This is a genomic window from Wohlfahrtiimonas sp. XWW7 (assembly GCF_056716055.1).
In genome coordinates, this window is record NZ_CP168032.1 from 225,376 (window position 1) to 250,884 (window position 25,509).

The 25,509-nt window shown below is 36.6% G+C and carries 24 protein-coding genes; 8 read left to right on the forward strand and 16 right to left on the reverse strand.

Annotated features, from left to right (window positions below):
* Positions 1–30 precede the first annotated feature (30 nt).
* Both ACA100_RS01145 and ACA100_RS01150 read right to left on the reverse strand, forming a co-directional pair.
* Positions 31–720 (reverse strand): L,D-transpeptidase family protein, encoded by a 690-nt coding sequence (locus ACA100_RS01145; protein WP_481078189.1) that lies wholly within the window; start codon positions 718–720, stop codon positions 31–33.
* Positions 721–735: 15 nt separating this feature from the next.
* Positions 736–1,506: an inositol monophosphatase family protein gene (locus ACA100_RS01150; protein WP_481078190.1), complete on the reverse strand. Its 771-nt coding sequence runs from the start codon at positions 1,504–1,506 to the stop codon at positions 736–738.
* A gap of 152 nt (positions 1,507–1,658) precedes the next feature.
* Here ACA100_RS01150 and ACA100_RS01155 point away from each other — a divergent pair, with 152 nt between their 5' ends.
* From ACA100_RS01155 to pnuC, 3 genes are all read left to right on the forward strand, one after another.
* On the forward strand, positions 1,659–2,420 hold the full coding sequence (locus ACA100_RS01155; protein WP_481078191.1) for a PhnD/SsuA/transferrin family substrate-binding protein: 762 nt from the start codon (positions 1,659–1,661) through the stop codon (positions 2,418–2,420).
* Positions 2,421–2,537: 117 nt separating this feature from the next.
* On the forward strand, positions 2,538–3,284 hold the full coding sequence (locus ACA100_RS01160) for a hypothetical protein (protein WP_481078192.1): 747 nt from the start codon (positions 2,538–2,540) through the stop codon (positions 3,282–3,284).
* A gap of 3 nt (positions 3,285–3,287) precedes the next feature.
* A complete protein-coding gene (pnuC, locus tag ACA100_RS01165; RefSeq protein WP_481078193.1) occupies positions 3,288–3,875 on the forward strand; it encodes a nicotinamide riboside transporter PnuC in 588 nt (195 codons plus the stop codon).
* Here the strand turns inward: pnuC and ACA100_RS01170 are convergent, their stop codons facing one another.
* The 10 genes from ACA100_RS01170 to ACA100_RS01215 all read right to left on the reverse strand — a co-directional run bounded on the left by ACA100_RS01170 (position 3,876) and on the right by ACA100_RS01215 (position 12,276).
* The gene (locus ACA100_RS01170; RefSeq protein ID WP_481078194.1) at positions 3,876–5,120 is read right to left on the reverse strand and encodes an alpha/beta hydrolase family protein; all 1,245 of its coding nucleotides are present in this window, start codon (positions 5,118–5,120) and stop codon (positions 3,876–3,878) included. It lies immediately after the preceding gene.
* A 71-nt stretch (positions 5,121–5,191) separates the two neighbouring features.
* Positions 5,192–5,749: a menaquinone-dependent protoporphyrinogen IX dehydrogenase gene (hemG, locus tag ACA100_RS01175; RefSeq protein WP_481078195.1), complete on the reverse strand. Its 558-nt coding sequence runs from the start codon at positions 5,747–5,749 to the stop codon at positions 5,192–5,194.
* Positions 5,750–5,832: 83 nt separating this feature from the next.
* On the reverse strand, positions 5,833–7,527 hold the full coding sequence (locus ACA100_RS01180; protein ID WP_481079086.1) for a ribonucleoside-diphosphate reductase subunit alpha: 1,695 nt from the start codon (positions 7,525–7,527) through the stop codon (positions 5,833–5,835).
* Between the two features lie 2 nt (positions 7,528–7,529).
* The gene (locus ACA100_RS01185) at positions 7,530–8,507 is read right to left on the reverse strand and encodes a ribonucleotide-diphosphate reductase subunit beta (RefSeq protein ID WP_481078196.1); all 978 of its coding nucleotides are present in this window, start codon (positions 8,505–8,507) and stop codon (positions 7,530–7,532) included.
* Positions 8,508–8,638: 131 nt separating this feature from the next.
* Positions 8,639–9,106: a hypothetical protein gene (locus ACA100_RS01190; protein ID WP_481078197.1), complete on the reverse strand. Its 468-nt coding sequence runs from the start codon at positions 9,104–9,106 to the stop codon at positions 8,639–8,641.
* Between the two features lie 84 nt (positions 9,107–9,190).
* A complete protein-coding gene (locus ACA100_RS01195; RefSeq protein ID WP_481078198.1) occupies positions 9,191–10,360 on the reverse strand; it encodes an acyl-CoA dehydrogenase family protein in 1,170 nt (389 codons plus the stop codon).
* A 101-nt stretch (positions 10,361–10,461) separates the two neighbouring features.
* Positions 10,462–11,370, reverse strand: coding sequence for a YdbT family protein (locus ACA100_RS01200; RefSeq protein WP_481078199.1), 909 nt, complete (start codon positions 11,368–11,370; stop codon positions 10,462–10,464).
* Between the two features lie 102 nt (positions 11,371–11,472).
* On the reverse strand, positions 11,473–11,625 hold the full coding sequence (locus tag ACA100_RS01205) for a hypothetical protein (protein ID WP_481078200.1): 153 nt from the start codon (positions 11,623–11,625) through the stop codon (positions 11,473–11,475).
* 21 nt (positions 11,626–11,646) lie between these two features.
* Positions 11,647–12,051 (reverse strand): hypothetical protein, encoded by a 405-nt coding sequence (locus tag ACA100_RS01210; RefSeq protein WP_481078201.1) that lies wholly within the window; start codon positions 12,049–12,051, stop codon positions 11,647–11,649.
* A gap of 3 nt (positions 12,052–12,054) precedes the next feature.
* Complete coding sequence (locus tag ACA100_RS01215; protein WP_481078202.1) at positions 12,055–12,276, reverse strand: hypothetical protein; 222 nt, start codon at positions 12,274–12,276, stop codon at positions 12,055–12,057.
* A 71-nt stretch (positions 12,277–12,347) separates the two neighbouring features.
* On the opposite strand from ACA100_RS01215, the gene ACA100_RS01220 reads away from it, so the two are divergent.
* Positions 12,348–14,846 (forward strand): DEAD/DEAH box helicase family protein, encoded by a 2,499-nt coding sequence (locus tag ACA100_RS01220; RefSeq protein ID WP_481078203.1) that lies wholly within the window; start codon positions 12,348–12,350, stop codon positions 14,844–14,846.
* Between the two features lie 72 nt (positions 14,847–14,918).
* On the opposite strand, the gene ACA100_RS01225 is transcribed toward ACA100_RS01220, so the two are convergent.
* The 4 genes from ACA100_RS01225 to cls form a co-directional block, all read right to left on the reverse strand.
* Complete coding sequence (locus tag ACA100_RS01225; RefSeq protein ID WP_481078204.1) at positions 14,919–16,028, reverse strand: ribonucleotide-diphosphate reductase subunit beta; 1,110 nt, start codon at positions 16,026–16,028, stop codon at positions 14,919–14,921.
* Between the two features lie 6 nt (positions 16,029–16,034).
* Entirely contained in the window at positions 16,035–18,278 is a 2,244-nt protein-coding gene (locus tag ACA100_RS01230) for a ribonucleoside-diphosphate reductase subunit alpha (protein ID WP_481078205.1), read from the reverse strand.
* Positions 18,279–18,701: 423 nt separating this feature from the next.
* A complete protein-coding gene (locus ACA100_RS01235) occupies positions 18,702–19,277 on the reverse strand; it encodes a hypothetical protein (RefSeq protein ID WP_481078206.1) in 576 nt (191 codons plus the stop codon).
* A 139-nt stretch (positions 19,278–19,416) separates the two neighbouring features.
* Entirely contained in the window at positions 19,417–20,898 is a 1,482-nt protein-coding gene (gene cls, locus ACA100_RS01240; RefSeq protein WP_481078207.1) for a cardiolipin synthase, read from the reverse strand.
* 73 nt (positions 20,899–20,971) lie between these two features.
* On the opposite strand from cls, the gene ACA100_RS01245 reads away from it, so the two are divergent.
* The 4 genes from ACA100_RS01245 (at position 20,972) to ACA100_RS01260 (ending at position 25,399) form a co-directional block, all read left to right on the forward strand.
* Complete coding sequence (locus tag ACA100_RS01245; RefSeq protein WP_481078208.1) at positions 20,972–21,490, forward strand: adenylyltransferase/cytidyltransferase family protein; 519 nt, start codon at positions 20,972–20,974, stop codon at positions 21,488–21,490.
* Between the two features lie 59 nt (positions 21,491–21,549).
* On the forward strand, positions 21,550–23,061 hold the full coding sequence (gene ilvA / locus ACA100_RS01250) for a threonine ammonia-lyase, biosynthetic (protein ID WP_481078209.1): 1,512 nt from the start codon (positions 21,550–21,552) through the stop codon (positions 23,059–23,061).
* 9 nt (positions 23,062–23,070) lie between these two features.
* Positions 23,071–23,463 carry an AraC family transcriptional regulator gene (locus ACA100_RS01255; RefSeq protein ID WP_481078210.1) on the forward strand — a complete coding sequence of 131 codons (393 nt, stop codon included), beginning with the start codon at positions 23,071–23,073 and terminating at the stop codon, positions 23,461–23,463.
* A 115-nt stretch (positions 23,464–23,578) separates the two neighbouring features.
* On the forward strand, positions 23,579–25,399 hold the full coding sequence (locus ACA100_RS01260) for an ABC transporter ATP-binding protein (protein WP_481078211.1): 1,821 nt from the start codon (positions 23,579–23,581) through the stop codon (positions 25,397–25,399).
* Positions 25,400–25,509 lie beyond the last annotated feature (110 nt).

A 25,509-nucleotide genomic window follows, 5' to 3' on the forward strand; every position in this document is an offset into this window, starting at 1 on the left:
AATATACCTGATTCTAAATAAAATAGCAACCTATCGGCCTATAGTATATTTTCCACTGCTCATGCCAACATTCGGAACACGTTTATATTTCTCAAAATAGTCATAACCTTCTTTCAATTCCATCCAAAATTGATAATGAGGCGAGTTCTTTTCACGACTTAAACGTGCATCTGTCATTCTAAATGGAAATACATGAACCGAAACTGAATCCTGACCATTTCTTAATGAAGATTCTACGAGTTTATAAATTTCATCCATTTGTTGATCTGTCATTGCATAGCAACCTACAGAAACGCAATCACCATGCACCATTAAATAATCACCTGTATAGCCCTTAAAACGATCATATTGATTCGGAAACCCTAGATCAAAAGAGCGATAATAACGACTATATGGATTCAATGCTCTACGCGTAACTTTATAAAAACCTTCAGGAGAAACTTTATCACCCTGTCGTTTCTTCGGCCCTAAAGGACCAGAATAGTAGCAAACTGGGTAATCAGTAAAACGCTTAAACTTCCCATTTTTCTTGCCATACCAAATTTCCAACATTCTCTCTTCTTTAAAAATGCGAATAAATACAGGATCACCCTGCTTTGCTCGCACTTTATTAAGACGCTGTTCTAAAGGTGCATCTGTCATATAAGATGCTCGTTGTGGCGACGAGGTACAGCCTGCCACAACGAATAAACAACATATAGCAATGAAAATATTTTTCATATAATCCTTAGGCGACTAAGATAGATAGCTTAAAACTTGATCATGTAATAAACCATTAGTTGCCACGATGCTAGTACTTTCTAGTGTTAATTGATTACCTTTAAGATCTGTCACTTTTCCGCCCGCTTCTTCCACGATTATAGATAAAGCCGCAACATCTAAAATTGTCACATCTGATTCCACAACAACATCCACTTTACCCGCCGCCGTATAATGATAATGTAAGAAATCACCAAAACCACGTGTACTATTGATTGCTCTTAAGAGCTCTCCATATTTCAGCCAACCTGCATCACTTTTCGTTAATGATTTAATATTGCCCGATGAAAATACTGCATCACGCAATTCGCTGATATCACTCACAGAAACTTTTTGACCATCAATGAATGTGCCATTGCCTTTAGTTGCATAAGCAATCTCACCTTCACCAAAACAAGGCGCGCAAGATACGCCCAAAATCATCTCACCTTTATACATCAAAGCAATTTGCGTTGAGAAAAATGGACGACGACGAATAAAGGCTTTAGTGCCATCAATCGGATCAACCAACCATTGGTAATCAGATTCAGGATTAATCATGCCACCTTCTTCGCCCCACATACCATGCTCAGGAAAATTTTCAATAATGATTGATCTAATTAATGTTTCTACGTTAACATCCACTTCTGTAACTGGTGTATAATCACCCTTAATAGTAATGTTAAAGCCTTGTGCTTCATATGCCTTGCGAATTAGCTTCTTCGACTCTTCAGCGGCCATAAGTGCAACCTTTAAAAATTGTTCCATATTTCCCTCATATTAGATGTAAATTGTAACTAACTACATTACATTGCCTTTAAAAGCACAAAATTAACGATCAATTTTTCTACTTTCTGATAGAATTAATACTAAATCTTCAGAGCAGTGCAAAAACGATAAAAAATAACATGGAGTATTATATGTCAACAATCTCTTTTTCAATAGCACCAGACATTGCACCACAGCGTCTACCAGGTTGGTATATCTTTGCAACATGGTTACAAAAGCAAATTGATGCACCCATCACAACGACAGACTTTTCATCATTTGAGAAGCAAAAACAAGCACTTCTAGATGGTAAAATTGATTTCTTATACGCAAACCCTTACGATGCTGGTTGGTTAGTTCGTGAGCAAAAATTTATTGCTTTAGCTCAACCAATGAGTGATGTTGCTGAAGTAACGATTGTGACTAAGGCAAATTCAGACATTAAACAAGTTTCTGACATTCCTTCGGGCGTGAAAGCATCCGCTGCTGATAATGCTGATCTTCGTATGCTAGGTGCAATTCTTTTAGAACCTGCAAACCTAACAAAAGATGATTTCACGTTTGTCGATGTGAGCAACCATATCTTAGCGGTTAAATCATTATTATCTGGCAATGCTGACATTGCGATGATCCCATCGAACATTTTTAAAGGTTTGAGTAAAACAATTGCAAATGATCTTGTACCGTTGGTATCGACAGAACCTTATGATATTGAAAGTGTTGCACACTGTTTCGTTCTGTCACCAAAAATGGCTGAATACGCAGAACCCATTAAGAATGCATTAAGAAATATGAAAGATTTGCCAAATGGCCCATCAATTTTAGATGATATCGGTGTTAGCGATTGGAAAATCCTAGAAAACAAAGAAGAAATTGCCTTCATGATCGACTTGATCTATGCATTACAAGTATAACTTTTGATTTTCTCAAAAGCCTTGCAATCGCAAGGCTTTTTTTTGATCATAACTATTGGTTATGACTTTGTTATAATCATTAACCTTTGTCGCCGTTAAAGTTAATCAAAGGTCGTTATGAAATCCCTTTTTCGGGTGATTCGTTGCATCATCCTACTATTAATCCCTAGCAATGCTTATGCCATCAATAAGAATATCGGTAAAGGTTACTGCTCATTGCGTCATCCAGTAGAACTTTTGACAGGCAATCGCCACACAACTTGTGAATCTCAACATCTCATACAACAAGAAAAAGGCGGCGGGCATCGTTTAAATACCGTATGGATCAATACACACTTACATGATTACTTAGATCGCTCTAGCGCTCGCCCTTGGAAAAATAAGCGCCCAATGTTTCGATTATTCGGCAGCCGTAATTTAGAAAGAGCATACATGCTGGGCACTTGGGCCAATGGATTTCATTTTGTCACTTATGATCATCATGGCGCTGGCAAATTAAACTTATTTCGCTGGGATGCTGTTTCCCATTTAGTATATGCATGGACATCACTCATCAATTATCCACAAAAAGAATTAAATTATTTGATGTATCAAATCTCGCTCTTAGCAGCTGGAAAAAAGACACAAATATTAGATGCATTATTGGGCATCGTGATTGATTTAATCGAAGTCTTTTTTGGGCTCCTTTATTCAATTGTTGGAATATTTGTCGGCATCATTCTCCATCCTTTTGATACAATTCGCAATATCGTGCCTGGCACCCTTTTAATCATCACAGGAACTGTTCAAGGCATCTGGCAATTCCTATCGAGTGGTTTATGCTTAATCACTTTGGGTAAAATTGGTGGCTGCTCAACAAATTAATTTATGCTTGATTCTTTACTGCAATATATTCATCACCACTATTTAGATCTCAGTGGCTTAATCATTGGTTTAATCTATCTTTATTTAGAATTTACAGCTAAAAAATCCATGTGGATCGCAAGTCTCATCATGGCTGCACTTTACATTTATATTTTCTACCAAAGCCAAATGTACGCAATGAGCATTGTTTACATCTATTTCTTTTTAGCCTCTATTAATGGTTGGATCAAATGGAATCAAAATCAAACCATTACGATTATTCGAATGCCACAAAACCAAATGGGTAGAGTTTCATTCTTTCTCTTTTTGGCTTGTGTGATCATCTATTTCCTATTAAAAAGCTTTACATCCACCCATGAAGACATTGCCATTGGCGATACAATCGCCACAGCTTTAAGCGTGGTTGCAATATGGATGGCAGCTAAGTTGTGGGCAGAACAATGGTGTTTATTAATCCCAGCCAATTTAATTACTGCGGCGCTGCTGCTTAATCAAGGTGATTATGCATCCAGCGCGCTATTTGGCATCTATTTCCTTGTATCCATTTTTGGTTTGCGCCATTGGATCAAGCTTGCCAATCAAACTCGATGATTATTTCGCGGGCATGTACTTCTGAATAAACTCTAACAATTCATCATTACGCCAGATGATCGCATCACGATGCCCAGCATCTGGCACCAAAATCAGATCCACATTTTCAGAACCTAGCTTTTTAAGATTTTCCACCAATGCTTCTGTCACAATTGCAGGAACATTAGTATCCATTTCACCCTGTATCACCAATACTGGTTTATCTAAGCGCTTTGTACCTGGTTGGTTATCTATAAAAAATTGCTGTAACACGGCATTATCCTCAAAAGACTCTAAATCCAATCCAGGATATGACATCAATTTTGCATTCGGATTTTTTCTTAAAAACTGGATAATGTCCTCTTTAAACAATTCGCGTAATGGCCCCAAACATAATCCATTTTCACCTGTTGTCCCTGCAACATGCTGCGCAATATTCTGAGCTGGTTTTTGGAATAATTCTAAATACTGAAACTCAGGATTTTCCGCTCGAATACTCATGCCAATGAATGCACCATATGACAATAATGTTGCATAAGAATAGATCGAATTTCGCTCTTCTAAATCTAATGATACTCGATCCTCTTGTGCTTCCAATCGACTCAAAGCAACAGGCGCGACTTCTTCGATGATTTTATCCAAGCTCGATGCTGGTGCACCTGCCACAGCTCCTTTAAATGATGGATCATCATTAGCATATTCCGCAGTACCTAAAGCAGCTTGACCACCTTGCGACTGTCCTGCCACCATCCATTCACCATTAAAATCATGCTCATATTTATCTTGTAATGTTTTAACGCCATAAATCACAGCCGTTGCTTCACTTTCTAAGTTCAAATAAGGATGAATGCCTGGCATACCTAAACCTTCATAATCAGGCGCAATCACAACATAGCCTGCATCCAGTAATCCTCGTGCTGCTACTTTAAAACCTTGATTCAACATCCCTAAACTCGGCGCACAACCATCGCTCACACCAACTGTGCCATGCGTCCAAACCACAACGCGCCAACCATCCTTCGGCTTTTCGCCATGAGGAAACAAAACCAATGCAGTGGCTTTCGTCTCTTTTCCCATCACACTCGGCATTGTATAGGTCATAATTTCAATGGATTTGGCTTCATCCAAAGCTTCTAAACTATAATCAGAAATCTCCACAAAATTATTTTTAGAAACATTAAAATTGCTATCTGCATAAGCTATCGATACCGTTGTCATTAATCCCAATCCATAGAATAAACTTGTTAATACTTTTTTCATTTTCATATCAATATCCAGCATGGTGATTCATTTTCATTTATAAGTATGATGAAAATATCATACTATTGACCAATAGATTAAATAGATTTACTCAATAGAGATTGATGAATCTCTTTTGTCAATGCGCGAACTTCATCCCAATCTGTGTAATCAATGGTTTTCGATGTATCCATTTCGCCTTTCGTCATCCACATGATGAATTTGATCATAGAGCGATCTAAAAAGTTGTATTTAGGATATTCCAAAGCACCTGGCATGATATTAATCTTAGAAGGTTGCCAACCAACTTCCGCCAAGAACTTATTCACATAATTATTATTTTCTAATAAGCGTTTATGGGGTTTACGTGCCACAAGATTAATGGGAATGAACACATCCAATGTGTTTTTTAATTCATTACGATATTGCACAATAAACTCATTGAGTTTTTCATGAAACTTGCCATAACGAATCGATGCAGCAATGATCACTGCATTATATTCATTCATAGGACGAGGCAATGTTGTCACTGTCTCTAAATTACAAATATCCACAGCAACATGATTATTTTTGAATACATTGCTCATCTCTTCAGCAATCTTCAAAGAATGACCGAACCGACTAGAATATGCAATTAATACTTTCATCGTTGCCATGTAAACTTCCCTATTCATTTGGAATCAATACAATAACGCCTTTTCGATCATTCTGTGATGATATGTATCACATTCAGCTCAAGTTATGCCTCACAACTTGTGCAAGCCACTAAGTTTGCCACCATTTCTTTCGCAACACTTTGACTGCGTTGATAATAAACCGTTTTCACGCCCGAGCGCCAAGCTTCAATCAATAGCTGATTCACTTCTTTGATCGGCAATGCTGAAGGAATGTTAATGTTCATGCTCTGCCCTTGATCAATATACTCTTGGCGAATCGCCGCTTGCTGAATGATCTCTAGCTGGCTAATCTCTTTAAATGTTTTGAATACCGCGCGTTCTTCTTCAGTTAATTCTGTCAAATGCTGAACAGAACCGCCTGCCAACATGATGGTGCGCCATGTTTCTTCATTATCTAAACCTTTTTCAGCCAATAAATCTTTCAAGTAACGATTCTTACGCATGAAATTACCCTTAGATAAACCTGCTTTGTAATAGTTACTGCTGAATGGCTCAATGCCTGGCGAACTTTGCCCTAAAATTGCGGATGATGAAGTTGTCGGTGCAATTGCCATTGTTGTGGTATTTCTTCTACCATAACCTTTTAACAGTTCAGGCTCGCCATATAACATCGCTAATTCTTTTGTGGCTTCTTCTGCTTTCTCAGAGATATTTTTGAAAATAGAACCTGTGAGCAACTTCGCTTGCATGCCTTCAAATGGAATACGATTGCGCTGTAAATATGAATGCCAACCTAAAACGCCTAAACCCAAAGCACGATGACGTTTCGCAAAGCGATTGGCTGCACCTAAATAGTAATCACCTTCTGTTTTTTCAATGAACTCTTGCAATACAGCATCCAAGAAATGGATCGCTAATTGCACAGCTTTTGTGTCTTTCCACTCATCATACAACTCTAGATTCATAGAAGATAAACAGCAGATGAAGGATTCATCTTGGCTCGATGGCAACATAATTTCCGTACATAAATTACTACCATAAATGCGCATATTGTGATCTTTATAAACTTGTGGTTTATGACGATTCACGTTATCCGAAAAGAATAAATATGGCATACCTTTTTCTTGGCGACTTTCGAGCACTTTTGCCCACAATGTACGCTTTTCACGATCGCCATCAATCATCTCTTGCATCCAATAATCAGGAATGCACACACCAAAGTAGAGATTCTGAATCGGATTACCAATGTTACGAATCTGCAAAAACTCTTCACAATCAGGATGATCAATGTCTAAATACGCCGCAAATGCACCACGGCGAACACCGCCTTGAGAAATCGTTTCCATCGCAGTATCAAAAAGCTTCATAAAGCTCACAGCACCACTACTTTTACCATTATCAGTCACTGCACTGCCACGCTCACGCAAATGCCCAAAGTAGCCAGAAGTACCGCCACCAATCTTGGTTTGCATGATCACTTCACCTAATTTATGCGTAATGCCTTCAATCTTATCTGGCAAACTCACATTAAAGCAGGAGATTGGCAAACCGCGCTCTGTACCCATATTTGCCCAAATTGGCGAACTTAAACTCATCCAACCACGCTCGATGATCTCTTCAAACTGTGATTGCAATTCTGGTCGTTTTAAATGATCCGCAGCGGCTTTCGTGATGCGATGAATCGCCCCTTTCACAGTTTCGCCTTTCAATAAATAACCACGATTCAAAATCTGCTCACTTTCTGAATTGAGCCACCATAATTTTTCGTGTTGAATGTTTTGAGTTTCCGTATCAAACGGTAATAAGTAATTTGTCATCATTAAAAAAGATCATCCGCTGTAATGCTTTTATCGTGCTTTGTGTAATCCGTTGGGCGCTTAGCAAAGAAGTCATCCAAGCTATTGGCAAAAACTTCCTCTTCAAACCAAGCCATTGGTTGATAATTCTCATGGCTGATGTGATAAATCTTATCCATGCCAATTTTCACTAAGCTTTCATCCACTCGGAATTTCATGAAGTTCAGTAAATCATGCTTATTCACTGTTTCGATTTCGCCTTCTGAAAAAATCCAATCCAAGATTTCACCTTCAATTTGCAAGGAATGCTTCACAACTTCTCGCACATGCTCTGTCATCTCTTCATCAAAGAAATCAGGAAATTCTTTACGAATAATATTGATGATGTAAATCCCAGCGTTCGCATGAATTTGTTCATCCACCGAAGTCCAAGCAATGATATTGCTCACATTCTTCATCCAACCTTTAAAGCGCGTGAATGACAAAATGATTGCAAACTGGCTGAATAACGAAACATTCTCAATCAACAATGAGAACAGAATCAGAGAAATCACATATTTCTTACGATCTGTGCTGTTATTGGCGAACTCTAAAGCTTCAGTTAAATATTCAACCCGAGCTTTGATCACAGGTACAGACATTAAGCTTTCAAACTCATCGTTATAATCGAGCACATCCAATAATCTTGAATACGCTTCTGAATGACGGAATTCACACTCTGCAAATGTGCTGCCCAATCCATTGAATTCAGGCTTTGGAAAATGGTGATACAAGTTGCCCCAGAATGATTTCACAGCCACTTCGATTTGTGCAATGGCAAGCAAGCTATTTTTTATGGCTGATTGTTCAGCTTTGCTTAAATGTGCATGGAAATCCTGAGTATCTGCGGTGAAGTCAACTTCACTGTGCACCCAAAATGCATTGTTAATGGCATCTGTGAATTGGTAAATGCCAGGATATTCAAAAGGCTTATAAGTCACTCGTTTATCAAAAATAGACATAATGGCTCAAAATTTAAAGTGGATCGTTCACTTATCATAGCCCAATTTAATGAGAATGATAATTATTATCTTTTATTTGAATTGAATATATCCAACTGTAAAACCTATAAAATTTAAATAAATTCAATGAATTATATTTTTACTGAACGCACATATGCTGTATTTTTATGATAAAAACGAGACAGAATCACTCTATTTCTGAAATGCTCCAAAAGCAAAATCGAACTACATGCAATCATTGCCGAAATTGCGCCTGCAGCATAAGCTAAACTCACAAAATGCATGCTAATGCCTGTCATAAATTTTGCTGTTATCAATGAACTTAATACAATTGTAACAATTACCCAGATCATCATATTCATGGAATGATTTTTGAACTTTAGAAAATGACGAAGAATACCTGACAACATTCCCACAATAACCGCAGGCAACATTCCCAAAACTAATGAAAACATCATCGGAATGGAAAATACTTGTAATAACTTAGGCTCAAAAATCGCCCCAATTAACAAACAACTAGATAAAAATGCAGGCACAACCAACGGACTTAAAATAAATACCGCACATTGCCCTAGAATATTTAATTTTATTGAATTCATGGCTTTCTCACTCACTGTAAAACTAATGTTGAGAATTATAGAAAGCCAAGATGTGATTAATATGTAGATTGTGTGAAGATGCAGCTAATAAATGGCAGGATCAGGTTCTAAACCCATCAATTCTCGCCCGAGAATCTGTGCACAAATATCATAATCCGTATAAGCATGTGCTGTGATGATCGTAATATCACGAAGCAATCTTTGTAAAATGCAATTTTCCAACAATGCAGAAGCACCTGCTGCATCCATTAAGCGCTCCACTGCTTCTTGACACATTTTCAGTGCATAAGCTTGATTCGTGCGCCAATTAATCCAAGTTGTACGGTTTGGATATTCCTTGCGTGCACTAAACTCTTTAATCTCTTGCAAGCTTGTTTCTAACAGCAATCGTGCAGCTGTAATTTGGTGAGTGGATTCTGCCAGTCGCATTAATGTCGGCGTTGATAAGCCAACATGAGCACCAGTATAAGCACGAATGCGATTTCTCGTTTTATCTTGAAATGCTGTCAACGATGCTTCTGCAACACCTAAACCAACCGCAGCAAATACGCTCGAGAAATATGGGCGAAATGGCGCTGAATAGATCATGCTTTCAGGATACAAACATGCACCCGAAGATTTCCCACTCATTAAGCCCATGATGGCTTCAATGCGATATTCAGGGATAAACACATTCGTCATGCGGATTGTTTTCGATCCTGTGCCTTTTAAGCCCATTGCATACCAATCATCAATGATCTCGTAATCGCCTTTTGGCACAACTGCCAATGAATAAACCTTCTGCCCTGCTGAATTAATTCGATTGCAACCGATGATCACACGATCCGCATAATCAATACCGCTGCTCCAACCCATTTCACCATTGATGATGATTCCGCCATCCACTTCTTCAACGGTGTTCATTGGCGCAATTGTGCAGGCTGTGAAAGTATTCGTGCCATCTTTCCAGATTTCATCTTGTAATTGTTCAGAGAAATACGTCAACGTGTGATTATTGGCAGAAAATAAGCCATAAACCCAAGCTGTACTTCCGCAAGCTTTGGCTAATTCTGTAATGCAATTGGAAAATTCAGGCAGAGATAATTCATATCCACCATATTTTTTTGGAATGAATGCCTTATGCAATTCGATGGCTTGTAGCGCCTCAATGTTTTCACGTGAAACCATGCGGTTTTGCTCACATTGCGCTGAATTTTGAACGAGGAATGGCGCGATTTCTTGGATTTTCTCCAATAAACAATCATAGCGATTCATGATGAATCATGCTCCTTTAATAAATGGATGAACCACTTACTCCCGAAGCATATATTGCCTGATTATTGGGGAAATGCAATTGGCCACTTCTTCATAAATCTTTAATATGAAAAATGAGGGACATAATCAATTTCTATATGAGGATGCCATTCCGTGATTAACTTTGCTGTTTCATAAAGCGATAATTGATTAAAAGATGGGATTGCACTCACAGAATTCTCAGTTTGTACCAACAGAGTATTATTCAATTCATCAATCAATATCTTATAGCAATCTTGTAAATAAACTATCCTATAGCCTATTACCTTAAACCCCTGTAAAAGGATGACTGTTTTATTTGTTAATTGAGCAAATCCATTATATTGCAATTTCTTATCTAGCAAATTGACTGTCATCATCGTCAAAAAATACACTGTACAAACTATTACAATTACAGCAACCCAAAGCTCTAATCGAGTAATTGTGAATAGAGCAATGATTAGAATAAATACATCCAAAATCCCCAATAAAATCTTCATCAATTTTGCTGTCAGCTGAACATTGATAACACCTAAAACTTCTGTGTTAATTTCAGGATGAGCATCAAATTTATTCCATAGCTGTTCCTGTACTTTTCTCGGAGAAACAATATCATTAATGATATACGAAGAACCATCTTTAAGATTTAACAATAAAGCTCCATAATTTAATAAATTATGAAAATAAGGCTGTATCGAAGAGCTGCCTGACAAATTTTCAAAAGAGATGTCAAAAGATTTTTTTGAGAAAAAACCAAAAGCTATCGTTAATCTATCGCTATAAATTCTCATGCTACGATGAGCATTAACAATAACTTCATAAAGTATCACAATAATCGATAAAATCACACCAAACAAAATAATATAACCTATTGAAAACTCAAATCCTTTTATCAAAATCAATGCAACAATAACCAAAGCTATTAACTTATAAAATATACCGAAATAGAAGGCTATTTTACTTTTTTTTATCTCTATATAATCTTGGCTCATATCTATTCCTGACTCTAAATTATTCTATTTATATTAAATGCTTACTTATTACTTGATACATATATTGCCTGATTATTGTGGAAATTCAAATATGAGGCAACTTTAAATCATAGCCTTTAAATATTGAATCATCTGATAGCCTTCCGCATCCTTATAATTTTTATAATCATAACGATAATATTCATTTGTATATGTGATTGTGCGATCTAAAGTTTTTTGCATAAATTTAGGATTAGATAATACAAATTGTCTCACGGAATCCACCTGAAATAACTCTTATGATTGATAAATCATTTGCCAAATTTCTTTAACATATTCACCTAATAAACGAATCAAATAAGCTGCAACAAAAGAATAGTTTTCTAATATGTTTTTCTGCAATAAATACATAACTGCTTCTGCTCTAATAAAACCATTATGATGTCGAGTTAAAAGTACTTTCTCTATGACACAAAATAATTCTGCATCCATTGATTTCGAGCGTTTTAATTGGCAACTAACACCATAAAATAGTCTATAAGGAATTGGATAAATCACATTATTTTCATAGTATATTGCAGGATAAGCTTGGGCTTTTAAAGCCTCATTAATCTCTCGATGCAAGATCGGATTAATTACTAGAAACTCTTGCCAAGATTCATCTGAAATAATACTAAATAAGGAGTTCTCTAATTCTTTCATATATTAGATTTGCTCTATAATTTTTTGAATTCTAGAAACATCCACCAAATATCCACCTGAAGCCGTTGTTTGGAGCATAGTTAAAACATCTTGTGCCATTGCTTTGAGGTTTGATAATTCAGTTGTGCAATTACGATCTTTCAACTCTTGGATATTGGCATCTGTAATTTGTTCTAATAGCTCAATCACATCATCAGGTTCATTCTCAATATGTATACAACTCATTCATTTCACCATCTTTCAAACTTTTCTATATACTAACATGATAATATTTTATATAAAATCAGGTAAATATAATGATTTCAATAGACTTTTCAAAAATTGGTACAGGCAACAATAAATCAGATACATTAATTAATCCTAGAGAAATATTTAATGCACTCCCTGACAAAAATATCGGTAAATATCCATACCCAAGAGATGTTCAGTCACAAGTTTGGTCAAAATGGTTTAATCTCAGAGATATTCCAAGTACAACAATTAAAATGAATACAGGTAGTGGAAAAACAGTTGTAGGATTATTAATTTTAAAAAGTTGCCTAAATGAGAAAAAGTCTCCTGCTGTCTACATTTGCCCAGATAACTATCTAGTTGAACAAGTAATTAAAACAGCAAGTGAATTAGGACTTAGAACAACGAAAGATCCACAAGACTATAAATTCACATCTGGAAAAGCAATTTTGGTTACCAATATACATACATTGGTGAATGGAAAATCTAAATTTGGAGTAGGTGAGGGTAATATAAAACTTAATATATCTAGTATTATTATAGATGATGCTCACGCCTGCATTAATTCTGTCGAAGAACAATTTACCATTAAAATCCCTTGTACTAGTAATGGATATAAATCCATATTATCTTTACTATCTACGAGCTTAAAGCAAATTAACTATACAAAATATCAAGAAATTGAACAAGGTGATAATAGCCAAGCAATACAAGTTCCTTATTGGGAGTGGCAAAATAAAATTAAACAAATAATAGACATTCTTATACAAGATAAAGAAGAAGAGTATTTATTGTTTAAATGGGAGTTATTAAAAGAAAGCCTTCACTTATGTGAATGTGTCATCACTAGCAACACTATAGAAATATCACCTTTTAATGTACCTATTCAAAAAATACCTGCATTTATGAATGCTGAAAGAAAAATATTTATGACTGCAACGTTAGCTGATGATTCTATATTAGCTAGTCACTTTGCCGTCTCTGAAAATCACGTTCAAAACTGTATTTTCCCTGACTCCGCTGGAGATATTGGCGATAGAATCATATTATTACCCCAAGTAATAAACCCAAATATAACTGATGATAACATGAGAAATTACGCAAAAAAATTATCAGAAACATATAATGTTATGGTCTTAGTACCATCTTATCAAAGGCTAAAATTATGGGATGGTTTGTATGATAATATGATCGACAAATCTAATATCAATGATGAAATTGATAGTATAAAAAAACGAACTAATGGCTTAACTATTTTAGTCAATAGATACGATGGCGTAGATCTGCCTCACGATGCTTGCCGAGTACTCTTTATTGATGAATTACCTACACCAAATAGAGAGATTGATAAAATAGAACAATCCCTCGTATTAAAAAATAATTTGCTTAGCAAAGTTATACAAAAAATAGAACAAGGAATGGGGCGGGGTATCAGATCAAATGATGATTACTGTGCCATTATTCTGATGGGGAAAAATTTAACACAACAGTTGTACATCAATGGAGCTATAGAACATTTTTCACCAGGAACACGTGTTCAACTAGAATTATCAGAGCAAATTACTGAACAAATAATGGATACTTTAGATTTAAATAACTTAACTGATATTTTAAATCTATGCTTACAAAAAAATTCTGGGTGGCTAACCCAAAGCCGTGGTGCTTTAGCAGAATTAAAATATTCAGAACCTATTGTTGATAGAGTATCAGCAATGCTTAGATATGCTTACGACCAAGCTTTATATAAAAATTATGAACAATCTAATTTTATCATTTCCCAGTTCCTCAATACCAATTTAGCAGCATTTGATAAATTATCTCAGGGATATTTAAAACAAATTCAGGCTAAATATATTAATTTTTTAGACCAAATAAATGCACAAGAAATACAGAAAACCGCAAAATCTCTAAACCCTCAAGTTATGACACCTATTCAAGGTATTGCATATAAAAAGGATATATATCATTCTACCCAACCTGAAAATATCTTAAAACAAATTCATTCATATGATAATAAAAACATGTTTATCATAGACAGCCAAGCCACCCTTAGTAAACTCTGTTTTCAACCAGAAACTGCAAATTCATTTGAAGAAGCTTTTAAACAACTTGCCTTCCTAATAGGACTCCATGCCCAAAGACCTGAACTAGAAACAAACAAAGGTCCTGATGTCCTATGGTCTTTAGGAGAACTGAATTATTTAGTAATAGAATGTAAAAATGGTACTGTTACTAATGAAATTAGTAAAAAAGATTGTGGCCAATTAAATACTGCCATCCAGTGGTTTAAAGGTGAGTATGATAATAGTTGCCATGTTACAGCGATAATGATTCATCAATCTTCCATCTTACAATATGATGCATATTTAGATGAAAGCGCTAGAATTATTACACCTCAAAAACTTTCAGAATTAACTGAACAAGTAAACAAGTTTCACACACATATAATGCAACTTTCCACAACTGATCTAACAATTAGAAATATACAAAAATATTTAGAACAATTTGGCTTATCATCTAAAAAATTTATTGATAACTATACGGTGAAATATAAAAAGCAATAAAAACCTTTGATATTAAAAGAATAAAAAAGGGCTAATAAAAATTAGCCCTTTTTTAATCTGTTTATTCTTTAATTAAATATCAAAGATTTCATTTTCTGAGTCATCTAATACGCTATTTAAGCGGTAATTCGTGTTATCAGATTCTTGGTTAGCATTTTGTGTTTTATTCAAATCCAACCAGTTATCCATCCAAACCAATGGTTTGTTTTTGATCACAGGATATGGATTATCAATGCCTAAGAAGCGATACAAATCTTGTGCATTATATAAAACCCACTCATTCAATAAAGTTTCATTCAAACCAACGATTGAGCGGTTTTCGCTGAACAAATATTTATTCCAAGAGAACTCTTGCTCGATCACTTCTGAAATGATTTTTGCAGCATCATCGCGGATCGTGTTGAATACATTAATCCATTCTTCATCTGCTAACATAATTTCTAAGATTGCTTCATCCATCATCACGTGAACTTGCTCATCTTGTGCAATCTTTTGAACTAATTTAGCAATGCCTTGGAAGATATTTTGCTCTGCCAATGCAAAAGTACAAGCAAATGAACTCATGAATTCGACTTTTTCTAAGCAATATAGAGCTACAAAGCCTTTCAATACGACTTGTTTCAACGCTAAATCATCTTTCTGAATTTTGCCTAATTTATATAAAGCACCATATTCAGCCAATTTATCGAACGCTTCGATCACAGTTGTTGAACGATTCAATACTTCGTCATTCTTCATCACTGCTTCAAAAACTTCTTTAGGATCAGACAAACACTGGCGAATGATTTCTGAGTATGTCAAAGCATGCAAATTTTCAATTTCTGACTGCTTAGACAACATAACCCACAATTCGCTATTTGTCACAAATGGTGCAAACAATGGCGCAATCGCACGTGATGCGACAGAGTCTAATTCCCATTGGAATGCCAATGTTTTAACCATGATGTCATAGTTATTTTTAGAACAGTTGATCAAATCCATGCGAGATTGCTCAAGATTCACTTCATCTTCTGTCCAATCCATTGATTTTTGTAACTTATACAAATCAAATAACTTTGGATAAGGTACATTCACGCTGTCATACAACCCCAATGGCTCACCTAAAACCAAAGGATAACGGCCTGTTTGCCATGATGTATTATCTTGGTTAAAGATAGAAGTCATTTCATTTTTTTCCATCATAATCTCCTACAGAGTACATGCACCGCCCGCACAACCTTTGTCTTCAACTGTTTCAACAAAAGCTTCGTGGACAATACCTGACGCACTATTCAAGTAATAACGAGTTTTACAGCCCATTTTCATCATATAGATGTAATCTTTAAGCAGTTTACTCGTTGAAATATTCGCTTCGTCTTTTAGATTCAAGTACAAGTCCGCAGAGATCGCTTGACCTGTAAATTTCTGAATGATCGCATACATATCAATCAAATCTTTAGAATCTAAGTTCCATGCGATGTCATAGAATGGGCCTAAATCCTCTAAATCTGGCGCAAGCAACAAGTTTTTATTGTTGCTCGATGTTTTCATCACACGCAAATTACGGATCGGATAAACACCATTCGTTGTGTTTGTTAATTGGCTCGATGATTCAACTGGCATCATCGCTTCCAATACGCTGTGGCGAATACCGCCTTGCGCTTTAATATCTGCACGCAATGCTTCCCAATCAAACATTAAATCTTGACTATGTACTGCATCCACCGCTTTACAGTAAGAATCTACTGGCAACCAACCTTCAGGATATTTAGTTTTACTGATCCAAGATGCATTACCTTTCTCTTTCGCTAAGCGTAAAGATGCACGGTGCAACCAATAGCTGTGGCGCTCTGCGATCTGATGAATGTAGTTTTTACCTTCATGAGATGCATAGCTTAATTTTTTTCTTGCCATTTCATGCGCAAGATTTGTGATACCAACACCGATTGAACGACGCGCTTGAGCTGTTGTTTTCAATGATGGGAATGGATATTCCATCAACTCAATGACGTTATCAATCATCAATGCTGTGTAATACGCAACATCTTCATATTCATCTGCTTCAACACGACCAACAACGATTGACGCCAAGCTACATAAGCCGATTTCACCTTCAGGATTTTCAGAATATAGATCCTGAATATCACGGAATGGCTTTGTTGGTAATGCGATTTCCAAGCACAAGTTACTTGAGTAAATTGTATCTTTAAATGGTGTATGACGATTCATTTCATCAATGTATGTCATATAAATACGGCCAGTTTCAGCAGATTCTGTCAATGCTTTCACTGCGATATCACGTGCTTTTACGATCTGTTTCTTACAATCTTTTGCAACATAACCCTCATACAAACGCTTGAATAGATCATAATCATTAGCATAGAAAGCATCGTATAAATCAGGGGCAACTTGGTAGCTGATCAGCATCCAATCTTCGTTTTTCGCAACTTTTTCCACAAATAAACGGTTAGATAACATTGCGTAATCAATGTCACGAATACGTTTTTGTGTCACTGTTGTTGGGTTTTTCAATACCAATAGATCAAAGATTTCTGGATCTAATACGTTGTAATAAACTGTTGCGCTGCCGCCACGGCTTGATTGCATGTTTGCATGCACAGCACTTTGAATCATACGGTAATAAGGCAATTTACCTTGGTGAATGACGCGGCCTTGCTTAACAGGATCACCTTTTGAGCGCGTTAACAAATGCGCGCCAATCCCAGCTGATGCACATGTCATCATATAAGCAATGTGATCGCCCGTTGATAAACTATCTACATTGTCCGCTGTTGTATAAACACAGCAAGATGCATAACCTTTATGTGGCGTACGCATGTTGATCAACATCGGCGTTGGCGTGTTGATCTTTAATTCATTTAAATAACGATATAATTTTTTGATATCGTCCATACGGCGTTCTTTAGGCTGACCTTGCATATTCTGCATCGCCATGCCCATGAACATAAACTGTGGAGATTCTAAACAATGACCAGTCACACGATTTTGGATCAAATACTTATCTTTCATTTGACGCAAAGTTGTGTAGTTATAGTTAATATCGATGCTATGATCAATGATACGATCTAAATCCACTAACTCTTCTTCAGAGTAATCCATTCTTTCCCAATGGCCTAAACGCATCATGTGGCTATAGAACACTGTCAATGAAGGAATTTTACGAAAACCGCCAAAAGCTTCTTTATAGATAGAACCGATTAGGAAACGGCCCGCCATTTTTAAATGTCTATGATCTTCGCGCTCAACACACGCATCAATCATTGCTTTATGCAATTCTAACGTGGTGCAGCCATCGTAACATTTACGATAAGCTTCCAATACGATCGTACTCCAATCGACTTCGTAATGTGCGGCAAACTCGGCCCATTTATTCAATTTATCAGCGTCAAAATCTTCTCTTTCACCACTGCTTTTTACAATGTACCGAATCATTACTTTCCCTCACCCACGTTTTTCTGAATTTCCAAAAATAAAAAAGCGAGAAAATCAAAGATACAAATATCAATTTCCACGCGTTAAACATTTTTCAATGTTTGTCTCGATTCATCTCGAGAAAAACAATTATAGCACCTATCCTAAAAAATGATTGTGTGAAATCTATTCTTGATTGTAGCAACTATTGCGATAACTATATGATAATAATAATTTTATCTACAACATCATGATAATTTTATTAACTTATATGCTCAATCTAAAATTAAAAACTAATGCTCTATGAAATAGATTTTACTACTCTATAATGAATGCTTTCATCAAGCAACTGATGAAATCAAATGCATTTAAAATTTCTCTAGCGACAATAAAAAATCCTCACATAAACTGTAAGGATTTCCACAAAAAGATGCTGATTTAAATTTATTTATAATAACGAATGTACTCAAATAAACCTGCAATGAAAAATGTTTCGGTGATCTCTTCTAGTAAACCTAAATCCTGAATATTCAATAATGAATATAAATAACTAAACGGCACTCTGATATGTTCAACCTGATCCACAATCATAAACATCACAATTAATACCGCCAAAATATGGCAAGGCACGCCATATTCACGGATCACATTCACAATAAAATTACGTGTGCGTGATACAAACAGTGGCACACACAGCATTAAAACAAGCGCAATAGCTATCATGCGATACATTTCCCGTGGATATTCTGGCCAAATCAATCGCCCCCAATTGATACTCCTGCCAAATAATACAATCCACCACATCATTGCCCACAGCCAAAAGATTCGCTTATCTTTTTGCTGATAAGCCAAAAAACCACTGACTAAAGCGCCACCCAATAATAAAAGGATATGAAATTCCTCAACCCTCAAAACACCATTTTCCAATGTCGAAAATGCTAGATATAAAATCGGACTGAGAATCAACATACTCAACGGATAGAGCCATAAATTTGTCGATTTTGATCTAAATACGCACATAAAATCTTTACTCCCTACTTCATGCATACTGCAAACGCGTATTTTACTGATCAAAATAAAATATGACAACCTAGTTGTCATAAATTAAAGCAGATCATAAAAAAGCTCCCGAAGGAGCTTTGATTTCACAACTCAAAAATTACAATAACGAGGAAGTTAACCTAGCCACTTTTTCAATAAAGCGCTTAACAGAACTGCGTTTCTCCCATTCCATTGGATCTAAACGCACTGAATGCGTTAAGTCTTTAGCAAATTCATCACGCATTTGTTGACCCAACTCTTCATCATAAATCATGCCGTTGACTTCAAAATTTAAGTTAAAACTTCTATTATCCATGTTCGCCGTACCAATAATGCTGAACTGCCCATCAAATACAGAAGTTTTCGCATGAATAAAGCCTTTCTTATAACGATAAATTTCAACCCCAGCCGCCATAAAAGCAGAATAATATGAGCTCGATGCCAACTGTGTTACTAATGAATTTGTCTCATAAGGCACTAATAATTTAACTTTCACACCACTTAATGCCGCATTTTTGATCGCCTCAATCACAGCTTCCGATGGCACAAAGTATGGCGTTGTGATCAAAATTTCTTCTTTAGCCAACATGATCGCACGTAAAATTGTGTACATAATCATCGGATATGTAGAATCTGGTCCACTTGCTGCAATCTGAGCCACTTTGCCATTCTCTTGACGCATATGTGTGGGAAACAGCGTAGTATCTAACGTCAATTTTTCTTTGGCACAAAATTGCCAATCACCCAAGAAAATATATTGCAATGAATAAACCATTGGCCCTTCTACGCGCATATGCATATCACGATGATAAACTTTAGAAGTTGGTAAATTGATATAATCATCACCAATATTAATGCCGCCCACAAATCCAACTCTACCATCTATCACAATGATTTTACGGTGATTTCTGTAGTTCAATCGGTTGGCTAATGCCACCAGAATAATCTTACGGAAAGGATAAACTTCTACGCCCGCATCTTGTAATTCTTCCACATATGTACCACGAATGGCTTTGCTACCAAAGTCATCATAGATGAGACGGATTTTCACACCCTCTTTAGCTTTTTCGATCAGTATATCTTTGATCTGATTGCCAATATTATCATTACGAATGATGTAATATTCTAAATGAATGGTTTCTTTAGCGTTCTTCAATGCTTCTATAATGACAGGAAAAGCATTCTCGCCATCGATCAATACATCAATTTTATTGCCAACACTAATTTGATCAGCAAAATCATGCCCGACCAATTGCGCAATACTTTTAAATTGATTGACAGACTGACTATCATTGCTCAATGCTTCTGCTGAAATTCTTTGAATATAATCATCAGCCTCTTGTTCAAGCCCGCGATTCATCTCAAGCTTTTTGGAATACATCTGTTTATTTCGATAATTCACGCCCAAAGAGAAATAAAGGATCACGCCAAAAAGCGGCACAAACCAAATCAATGTCAGATAGCCAAGCGTCTTTGTTGCGCTCTCTTCATTATTGATAATGATGATGGTCACAATCAAAACGGCTAAAAAATAGAGGATCGTAAACGCCCCCATAAAAGTGCCCCAGTCTGTGATAATATCGAGAAACAATCCGTGCATCTATCTTCCTTTATTATTCAATTGTTATACTAATCATTCATATTATTAGTATAGCGAACGGTTATAGAAATCTATGAAAAAATATCAAACTGGCCTAATTTTCGGCAAATTCTTCCCTTTGCACCCTGGCCATATCCTTATGATGGAAAAAGCTTTGCAAACTGTCAATGAACTCTATGTTTTTGTTTGCAGTGATACAGAACGTGACCACAAACTCTTTGAACAGAGTCAAATGATCAAAATGCCGAGCCGAGCTGATCGAATGGCTTGGTTCAAACCATTACAAACAATGTATCCAAATCTTCATCCCATTGATTTTAATGAAGATGGCATTCCTACATATCCTAATGGTTGGTTAGAATGGTCCAACCGCGTTAAAGCGACATTGGCCAAGCATCACATAGAACCCAATATTGTATTCAGTAGCGAGCCACAAGATGCGCCATTGTATCAAGAGTATTTTGATTTACCCGTGGAATTATTTGATCCTGAACGCGGACAAATCAATATCTCTGCCACCAAGCTCCGTAATCACCCCGAAGACAATAAAGCATATCTGCTAGATTCCGTTTACCCCTATTTTTTTGAATAAACTAATGCTATCTTCGTAGATTCATCAGAAATTTACTCGACTACACATAAAGGTTTCTCATGGATAATTTAATCCGCAATATTTTAACTGCTCGCGTCTATGATGTCGCTGAGCGCACTCCTCTTGATTTCATGCCACGCTTATCCAAACATCTCAATACCAATATCTGGATTAAGCGTGAAGATACTCAACCTGTTTTCTCTTTCAAAATTCGCGGTGCTTACAACTGTATCTATCAATTATCAGCAGAAGCTCGCCATAAAGGCGTGATCTGTGTTTCCGCAGGTAATCATGCACAAGGCGTTGCACTAAGTGGCCAAGCATTGGGCATTAGTACAACCATCGTTATGCCAATCACAGCGCCTGCATTAAAAGTACAAGCTTGCCAAGCTCGCGGTGCGAATGTTGTGCTATATGGCGATAACTTTGATGATGCCAGCGAATATGCACTACGCTTAGCCAGTGAGAGCGGCAAAACTTTGATTCATCCTTTTGATGATTGGAATGTGATTGCTGGGCAAGGCACAATCGGTAAAGAGATGATTGAGCAGCAACCCGATTTAGATGCTATTTTTGTGCCTGTTGGCGGCGGTGGTTTAATTGCTGGCGTTGCTGCTTACATAAAATTCATCGCACCACATTGCAAAGTGATCGGCGTTGAACCTGTTGAATCTGCTTCTATGAAAGAAGCTTTGATCAAGAATGAACGCATCAAATTAAAGCAAGTGGGCACATTTGCAGATGGTACAGCCGTTAAACAGATTGGCGAAAATCCGTTTGAAATTGCTAAAACTCTGGTGGATGACATTATTTGTGTCACAACAGATGAAATTTGTGCTGCTATGAAAGACATTTTTGAAGATACACGCGCAATCACTGAGCCTTCTGGCGCTTTAGGTGTTGCAGGACTTAAAAAATATTTGGCACAAAATCCAGACTGTCACTTTAAAAATATTGGCAATGTATTAAGTGGCGCGAATATTAACTTTGATCGCTTGCAATATGTTGCAGAGCGCACAGAGTTGGGCGAAGGCAAAGAAGCACTATTTGCCGTCACAATTCAAGAAGAGCCAGGAAGTTTCTTGAACTTCGTTAATGTGATTGGTCAGCGACATATTACAGAATTTAACTATCGTTATTCTAGTGATCGCCAAGCCATCGTTTATGTTGGCATTCAATTGCAACATGGCAAAACTGAAAAAGAGGAAGTGATCAAAGCATTGGAATCCCATAATCTTTCAGTGACAGATTTGAGTGATAACGAATTGGCTAAACTACATATTCGTCATATGGTTGGCGGTAAAAAACCACGCAGCGTGAAGCATGAGCGCTTACTTCGCATCATTTTCCCGCAGCAGCCAAATGCACTCTTTAAATTCTTAACTGCATTGAATATTCAACTCAACATTACGTTATTCCATTATCGTAATCACGGTTCGGATTATGGTCGAGCTTTAGTGGGCATCAATGTACCACCTGAAACAGAACCGTTCTTCCAAGAGTTTTTATCACAATTAGGTTACGACTATATTGAAGAAACTGATAATCCTGCTTACGAATTATTTTTATAAGAGATGACAATGATGCTTCAACCAATATTATCACTGCGCACCAATAACTTTAATGATCCAGATATCATTGAAAAAATCACAGATCTCTGGGCAAAAGCTTTGAAACAGCTAGAGGATCATACAGGCAGCGTTTATGGTGTTTATCATAATTATGACAATAATTATCAAGGTGATTATGATCTTTCCATTGCCATTCCGACAGAACAGCCGAAAGATCATGCCATTACTTTAGGAGAACAATATCGTGAATTTATTGTCACGATGAATCAACCAAGCAGCATATTTGAAATGTGGCAACACATTTGGCAACTGGAAGAAAAAGGCGAATTGAATCGACGTTATGATGTAGATTATGAGGAATATCGTCCTGATGGCACGGCTTCTATCTTCATCAGCATTTAATTGCCGACAGATAGCGCAACATATTATCTATATTTAGTCATTTCAATTGTCATTTGATAATACTTCTTATTTAGCTTAAGCTATGATGCTTGTTAATGCCATAGCTTAAGCTCTTATGAAAAAACTCAATCTATTTGAACGCATCATCAATCCTTTTCGATCTTCTCCCGATATTGCCCCACCAAAATCCTTATCTGGCTTTTATTGGTTTTATCTCAAGCAAGTCAAAATCCCTATGATGATTCTATTTGTCGTAGGATTTTTTACGGCAATCTTAGAAATCGTACTGTTCAAATATATCGGCGAAATTGTGGATATCGTCCAATCTGTCAAAACACCTGCGGATTTATTCACAGAACATCAATCCACATTCATCTGGATGTTTATTGTGATCGCATTGATTCGCCCCATCGTTTCGCTCATCCATAATGTATTGATCAATCAAATCATCACTACAAATTTTACTTCTCTCATTCGCTGGCAACAACATAACTATTTAGTGAAACAGAGCTTAAACTTTTTCCACAGTAACTTTTCTGGCGGCATTGCAAGCCGAGTCATGAGCACAGGGCAATCCATTCGTAACTCTATTTTAATGCTGACAGATTCCATGTGGCGCGTCATCATCTATGCAGTGACAACCGTTGTCTTATTCATTGAGTTGAATGTTTGGCTCGCATTACCCATGATCGCTTGGATCATTGCTTACATACTATTATTAAAATATTTCTTACCGAAAACCCGCGAACGCTCTCATCAATCAGCCAAAGCTCGCTCTCGTTTAATGGGGCACATTGTGGATACTTACAGCAATATTTTGACGCTGAAACTATTCTCCCATTCAGCCAGAGAACAAGAAAAAACACGCGAATTAATGGCGCACCAAACCAATATGGCACTGTATTCCACACGCTTAATCACAGCATTGGATTTCTCGCTGATGATTCTCAATAGCTTGCTCATCGCTGTGACTGTATTGGTTTCACTTTTATTGTGGCAAAATGCGCTCATTACAGCAGGTGCGATTGCATTTACATTGAGTTTAGTGATTCGCATCAACACAATGTCCACTTGGGTGATGAAATTAGTGAGCGCCATTTTTGAAGACATTGGCAGCGTGCAAGATGGGATCAAAATCATGACAGCAGATCGTGAAATCATGGATCATCAAAATGCGGAGCAGCTCAATGTTACAAAAGGTCAGATTATAATTTCTGATATTAACTTTGCTTATCATCCTGAAAAACCCATCTATCACAATTTAAATTTAAACATTGCATCTGGCGAAAAAGTTGCTTTAGTGGGCCCTTCTGGTGCAGGTAAAACCACGCTCATTAATCTTTTATTGCGATTATTTGACACTCAATCTGGTTCCATTGCAATTGATGGGCAAAATATCCAGAACGTTACACAAGAAAGTTTACGTGGCAATATTGGCGTTGTGGCACAAGATACCGCTTTATTACACTGCTCTATTCGTGACAATATTTTATATGGCAATCCAACAGCCACTGATGAAATGATTGCTCAAGTACTCAAACAAACCAAAGCACATGAATTTGTTTATGATTTAGTGGATCAATATGGCAATCAAGGTTTAGATGCCATTGTGGGTGAAAATGGTGTGAAATTATCAGGCGGACAACGCCAAAGAATCGCCATTGCGCGTGTTTTACTCAAAAATGCTCCCATATTAATTTTAGATGAAGCAACATCCGCCTTAGATTCAGAATCAGAAGCTGTGATTCAAGAGCATTTAGAAACTTTAATGAAAGGTAAAACAGTCATCGCAATTGCTCATAGATTATCCACCATCGCACAGATGGATCGTTTAGTTGTGATCAACCACGGTAAAGTCGTAGAAACTGGCTCACATACTGATTTGATCGCTAAAGAAGGATTATATGCTTCTTTATGGAAACTCCAGCAAAAATAAAAAATACTTGACATATATGTTTAAGTGAATTAAAAATAGACACATGCCGATTTGAAACACAGCTTGCGGGCATAACAGCTAAAGCGTCCATCCTTATGGTTAAACCCAAG

What these genes read in the sequence shown, in the direction of transcription:
- ACA100_RS01155 (WP_481078191.1), top strand. Translation starts at nt 1,659, where the DNA reads ATGTCAACAATCTCTTTTTCAATAGCACCAGACATTGCACCACAGCGT.
- ACA100_RS01190 (WP_481078197.1), bottom strand. Translation starts at nt 9,106, where the DNA reads ATGAATTCAATAAAATTAAATATTCTAGGGCAATGTGCGGTATTTATT.
- ACA100_RS01220 (WP_481078203.1), top strand. Translation starts at nt 12,348, where the DNA reads ATGATTTCAATAGACTTTTCAAAAATTGGTACAGGCAACAATAAATCA.
- ACA100_RS01235 (WP_481078206.1), bottom strand. Translation starts at nt 19,277, where the DNA reads ATGTGCGTATTTAGATCAAAATCGACAAATTTATGGCTCTATCCGTTG.
- ACA100_RS01245 (WP_481078208.1), top strand. Translation starts at nt 20,972, where the DNA reads ATGAAAAAATATCAAACTGGCCTAATTTTCGGCAAATTCTTCCCTTTG.
- ACA100_RS01230 (WP_481078205.1), bottom strand. Translation starts at nt 18,278, where the DNA reads ATGATTCGGTACATTGTAAAAAGCAGTGGTGAAAGAGAAGATTTTGAC.
- ACA100_RS01195 (WP_481078198.1), bottom strand. Translation starts at nt 10,360, where the DNA reads ATGAATCGCTATGATTGTTTATTGGAGAAAATCCAAGAAATCGCGCCA.
- ACA100_RS01145 (WP_481078189.1), bottom strand. Translation starts at nt 720, where the DNA reads ATGAAAAATATTTTCATTGCTATATGTTGTTTATTCGTTGTGGCAGGC.
- ACA100_RS01200 (WP_481078199.1), bottom strand. Translation starts at nt 11,370, where the DNA reads ATGAGCCAAGATTATATAGAGATAAAAAAAAGTAAAATAGCCTTCTAT.
- pnuC (WP_481078193.1), top strand. Translation starts at nt 3,288, where the DNA reads ATGCTTGATTCTTTACTGCAATATATTCATCACCACTATTTAGATCTC.
- ACA100_RS01225 (WP_481078204.1), bottom strand. Translation starts at nt 16,028, where the DNA reads ATGATGGAAAAAAATGAAATGACTTCTATCTTTAACCAAGATAATACA.
- cls (WP_481078207.1), bottom strand. Translation starts at nt 20,898, where the DNA reads ATGCACGGATTGTTTCTCGATATTATCACAGACTGGGGCACTTTTATG.
- ACA100_RS01210 (WP_481078201.1), bottom strand. Translation starts at nt 12,051, where the DNA reads ATGAAAGAATTAGAGAACTCCTTATTTAGTATTATTTCAGATGAATCT.
- ACA100_RS01215 (WP_481078202.1), bottom strand. Translation starts at nt 12,276, where the DNA reads ATGAGTTGTATACATATTGAGAATGAACCTGATGATGTGATTGAGCTA.
- ACA100_RS01180 (WP_481079086.1), bottom strand. Translation starts at nt 7,527, where the DNA reads ATGACAAATTACTTATTACCGTTTGATACGGAAACTCAAAACATTCAA.
- ACA100_RS01185 (WP_481078196.1), bottom strand. Translation starts at nt 8,507, where the DNA reads ATGTCTATTTTTGATAAACGAGTGACTTATAAGCCTTTTGAATATCCT.
- ACA100_RS01260 (WP_481078211.1), top strand. Translation starts at nt 23,579, where the DNA reads ATGAAAAAACTCAATCTATTTGAACGCATCATCAATCCTTTTCGATCT.
- hemG (WP_481078195.1), bottom strand. Translation starts at nt 5,749, where the DNA reads ATGGCAACGATGAAAGTATTAATTGCATATTCTAGTCGGTTCGGTCAT.
- ilvA (WP_481078209.1), top strand. Translation starts at nt 21,550, where the DNA reads ATGGATAATTTAATCCGCAATATTTTAACTGCTCGCGTCTATGATGTC.
- ACA100_RS01160 (WP_481078192.1), top strand. Translation starts at nt 2,538, where the DNA reads ATGAAATCCCTTTTTCGGGTGATTCGTTGCATCATCCTACTATTAATC.
- ACA100_RS01170 (WP_481078194.1), bottom strand. Translation starts at nt 5,120, where the DNA reads ATGAAAATGAAAAAAGTATTAACAAGTTTATTCTATGGATTGGGATTA.
- ACA100_RS01150 (WP_481078190.1), bottom strand. Translation starts at nt 1,506, where the DNA reads ATGGAACAATTTTTAAAGGTTGCACTTATGGCCGCTGAAGAGTCGAAG.
- ACA100_RS01255 (WP_481078210.1), top strand. Translation starts at nt 23,071, where the DNA reads ATGATGCTTCAACCAATATTATCACTGCGCACCAATAACTTTAATGAT.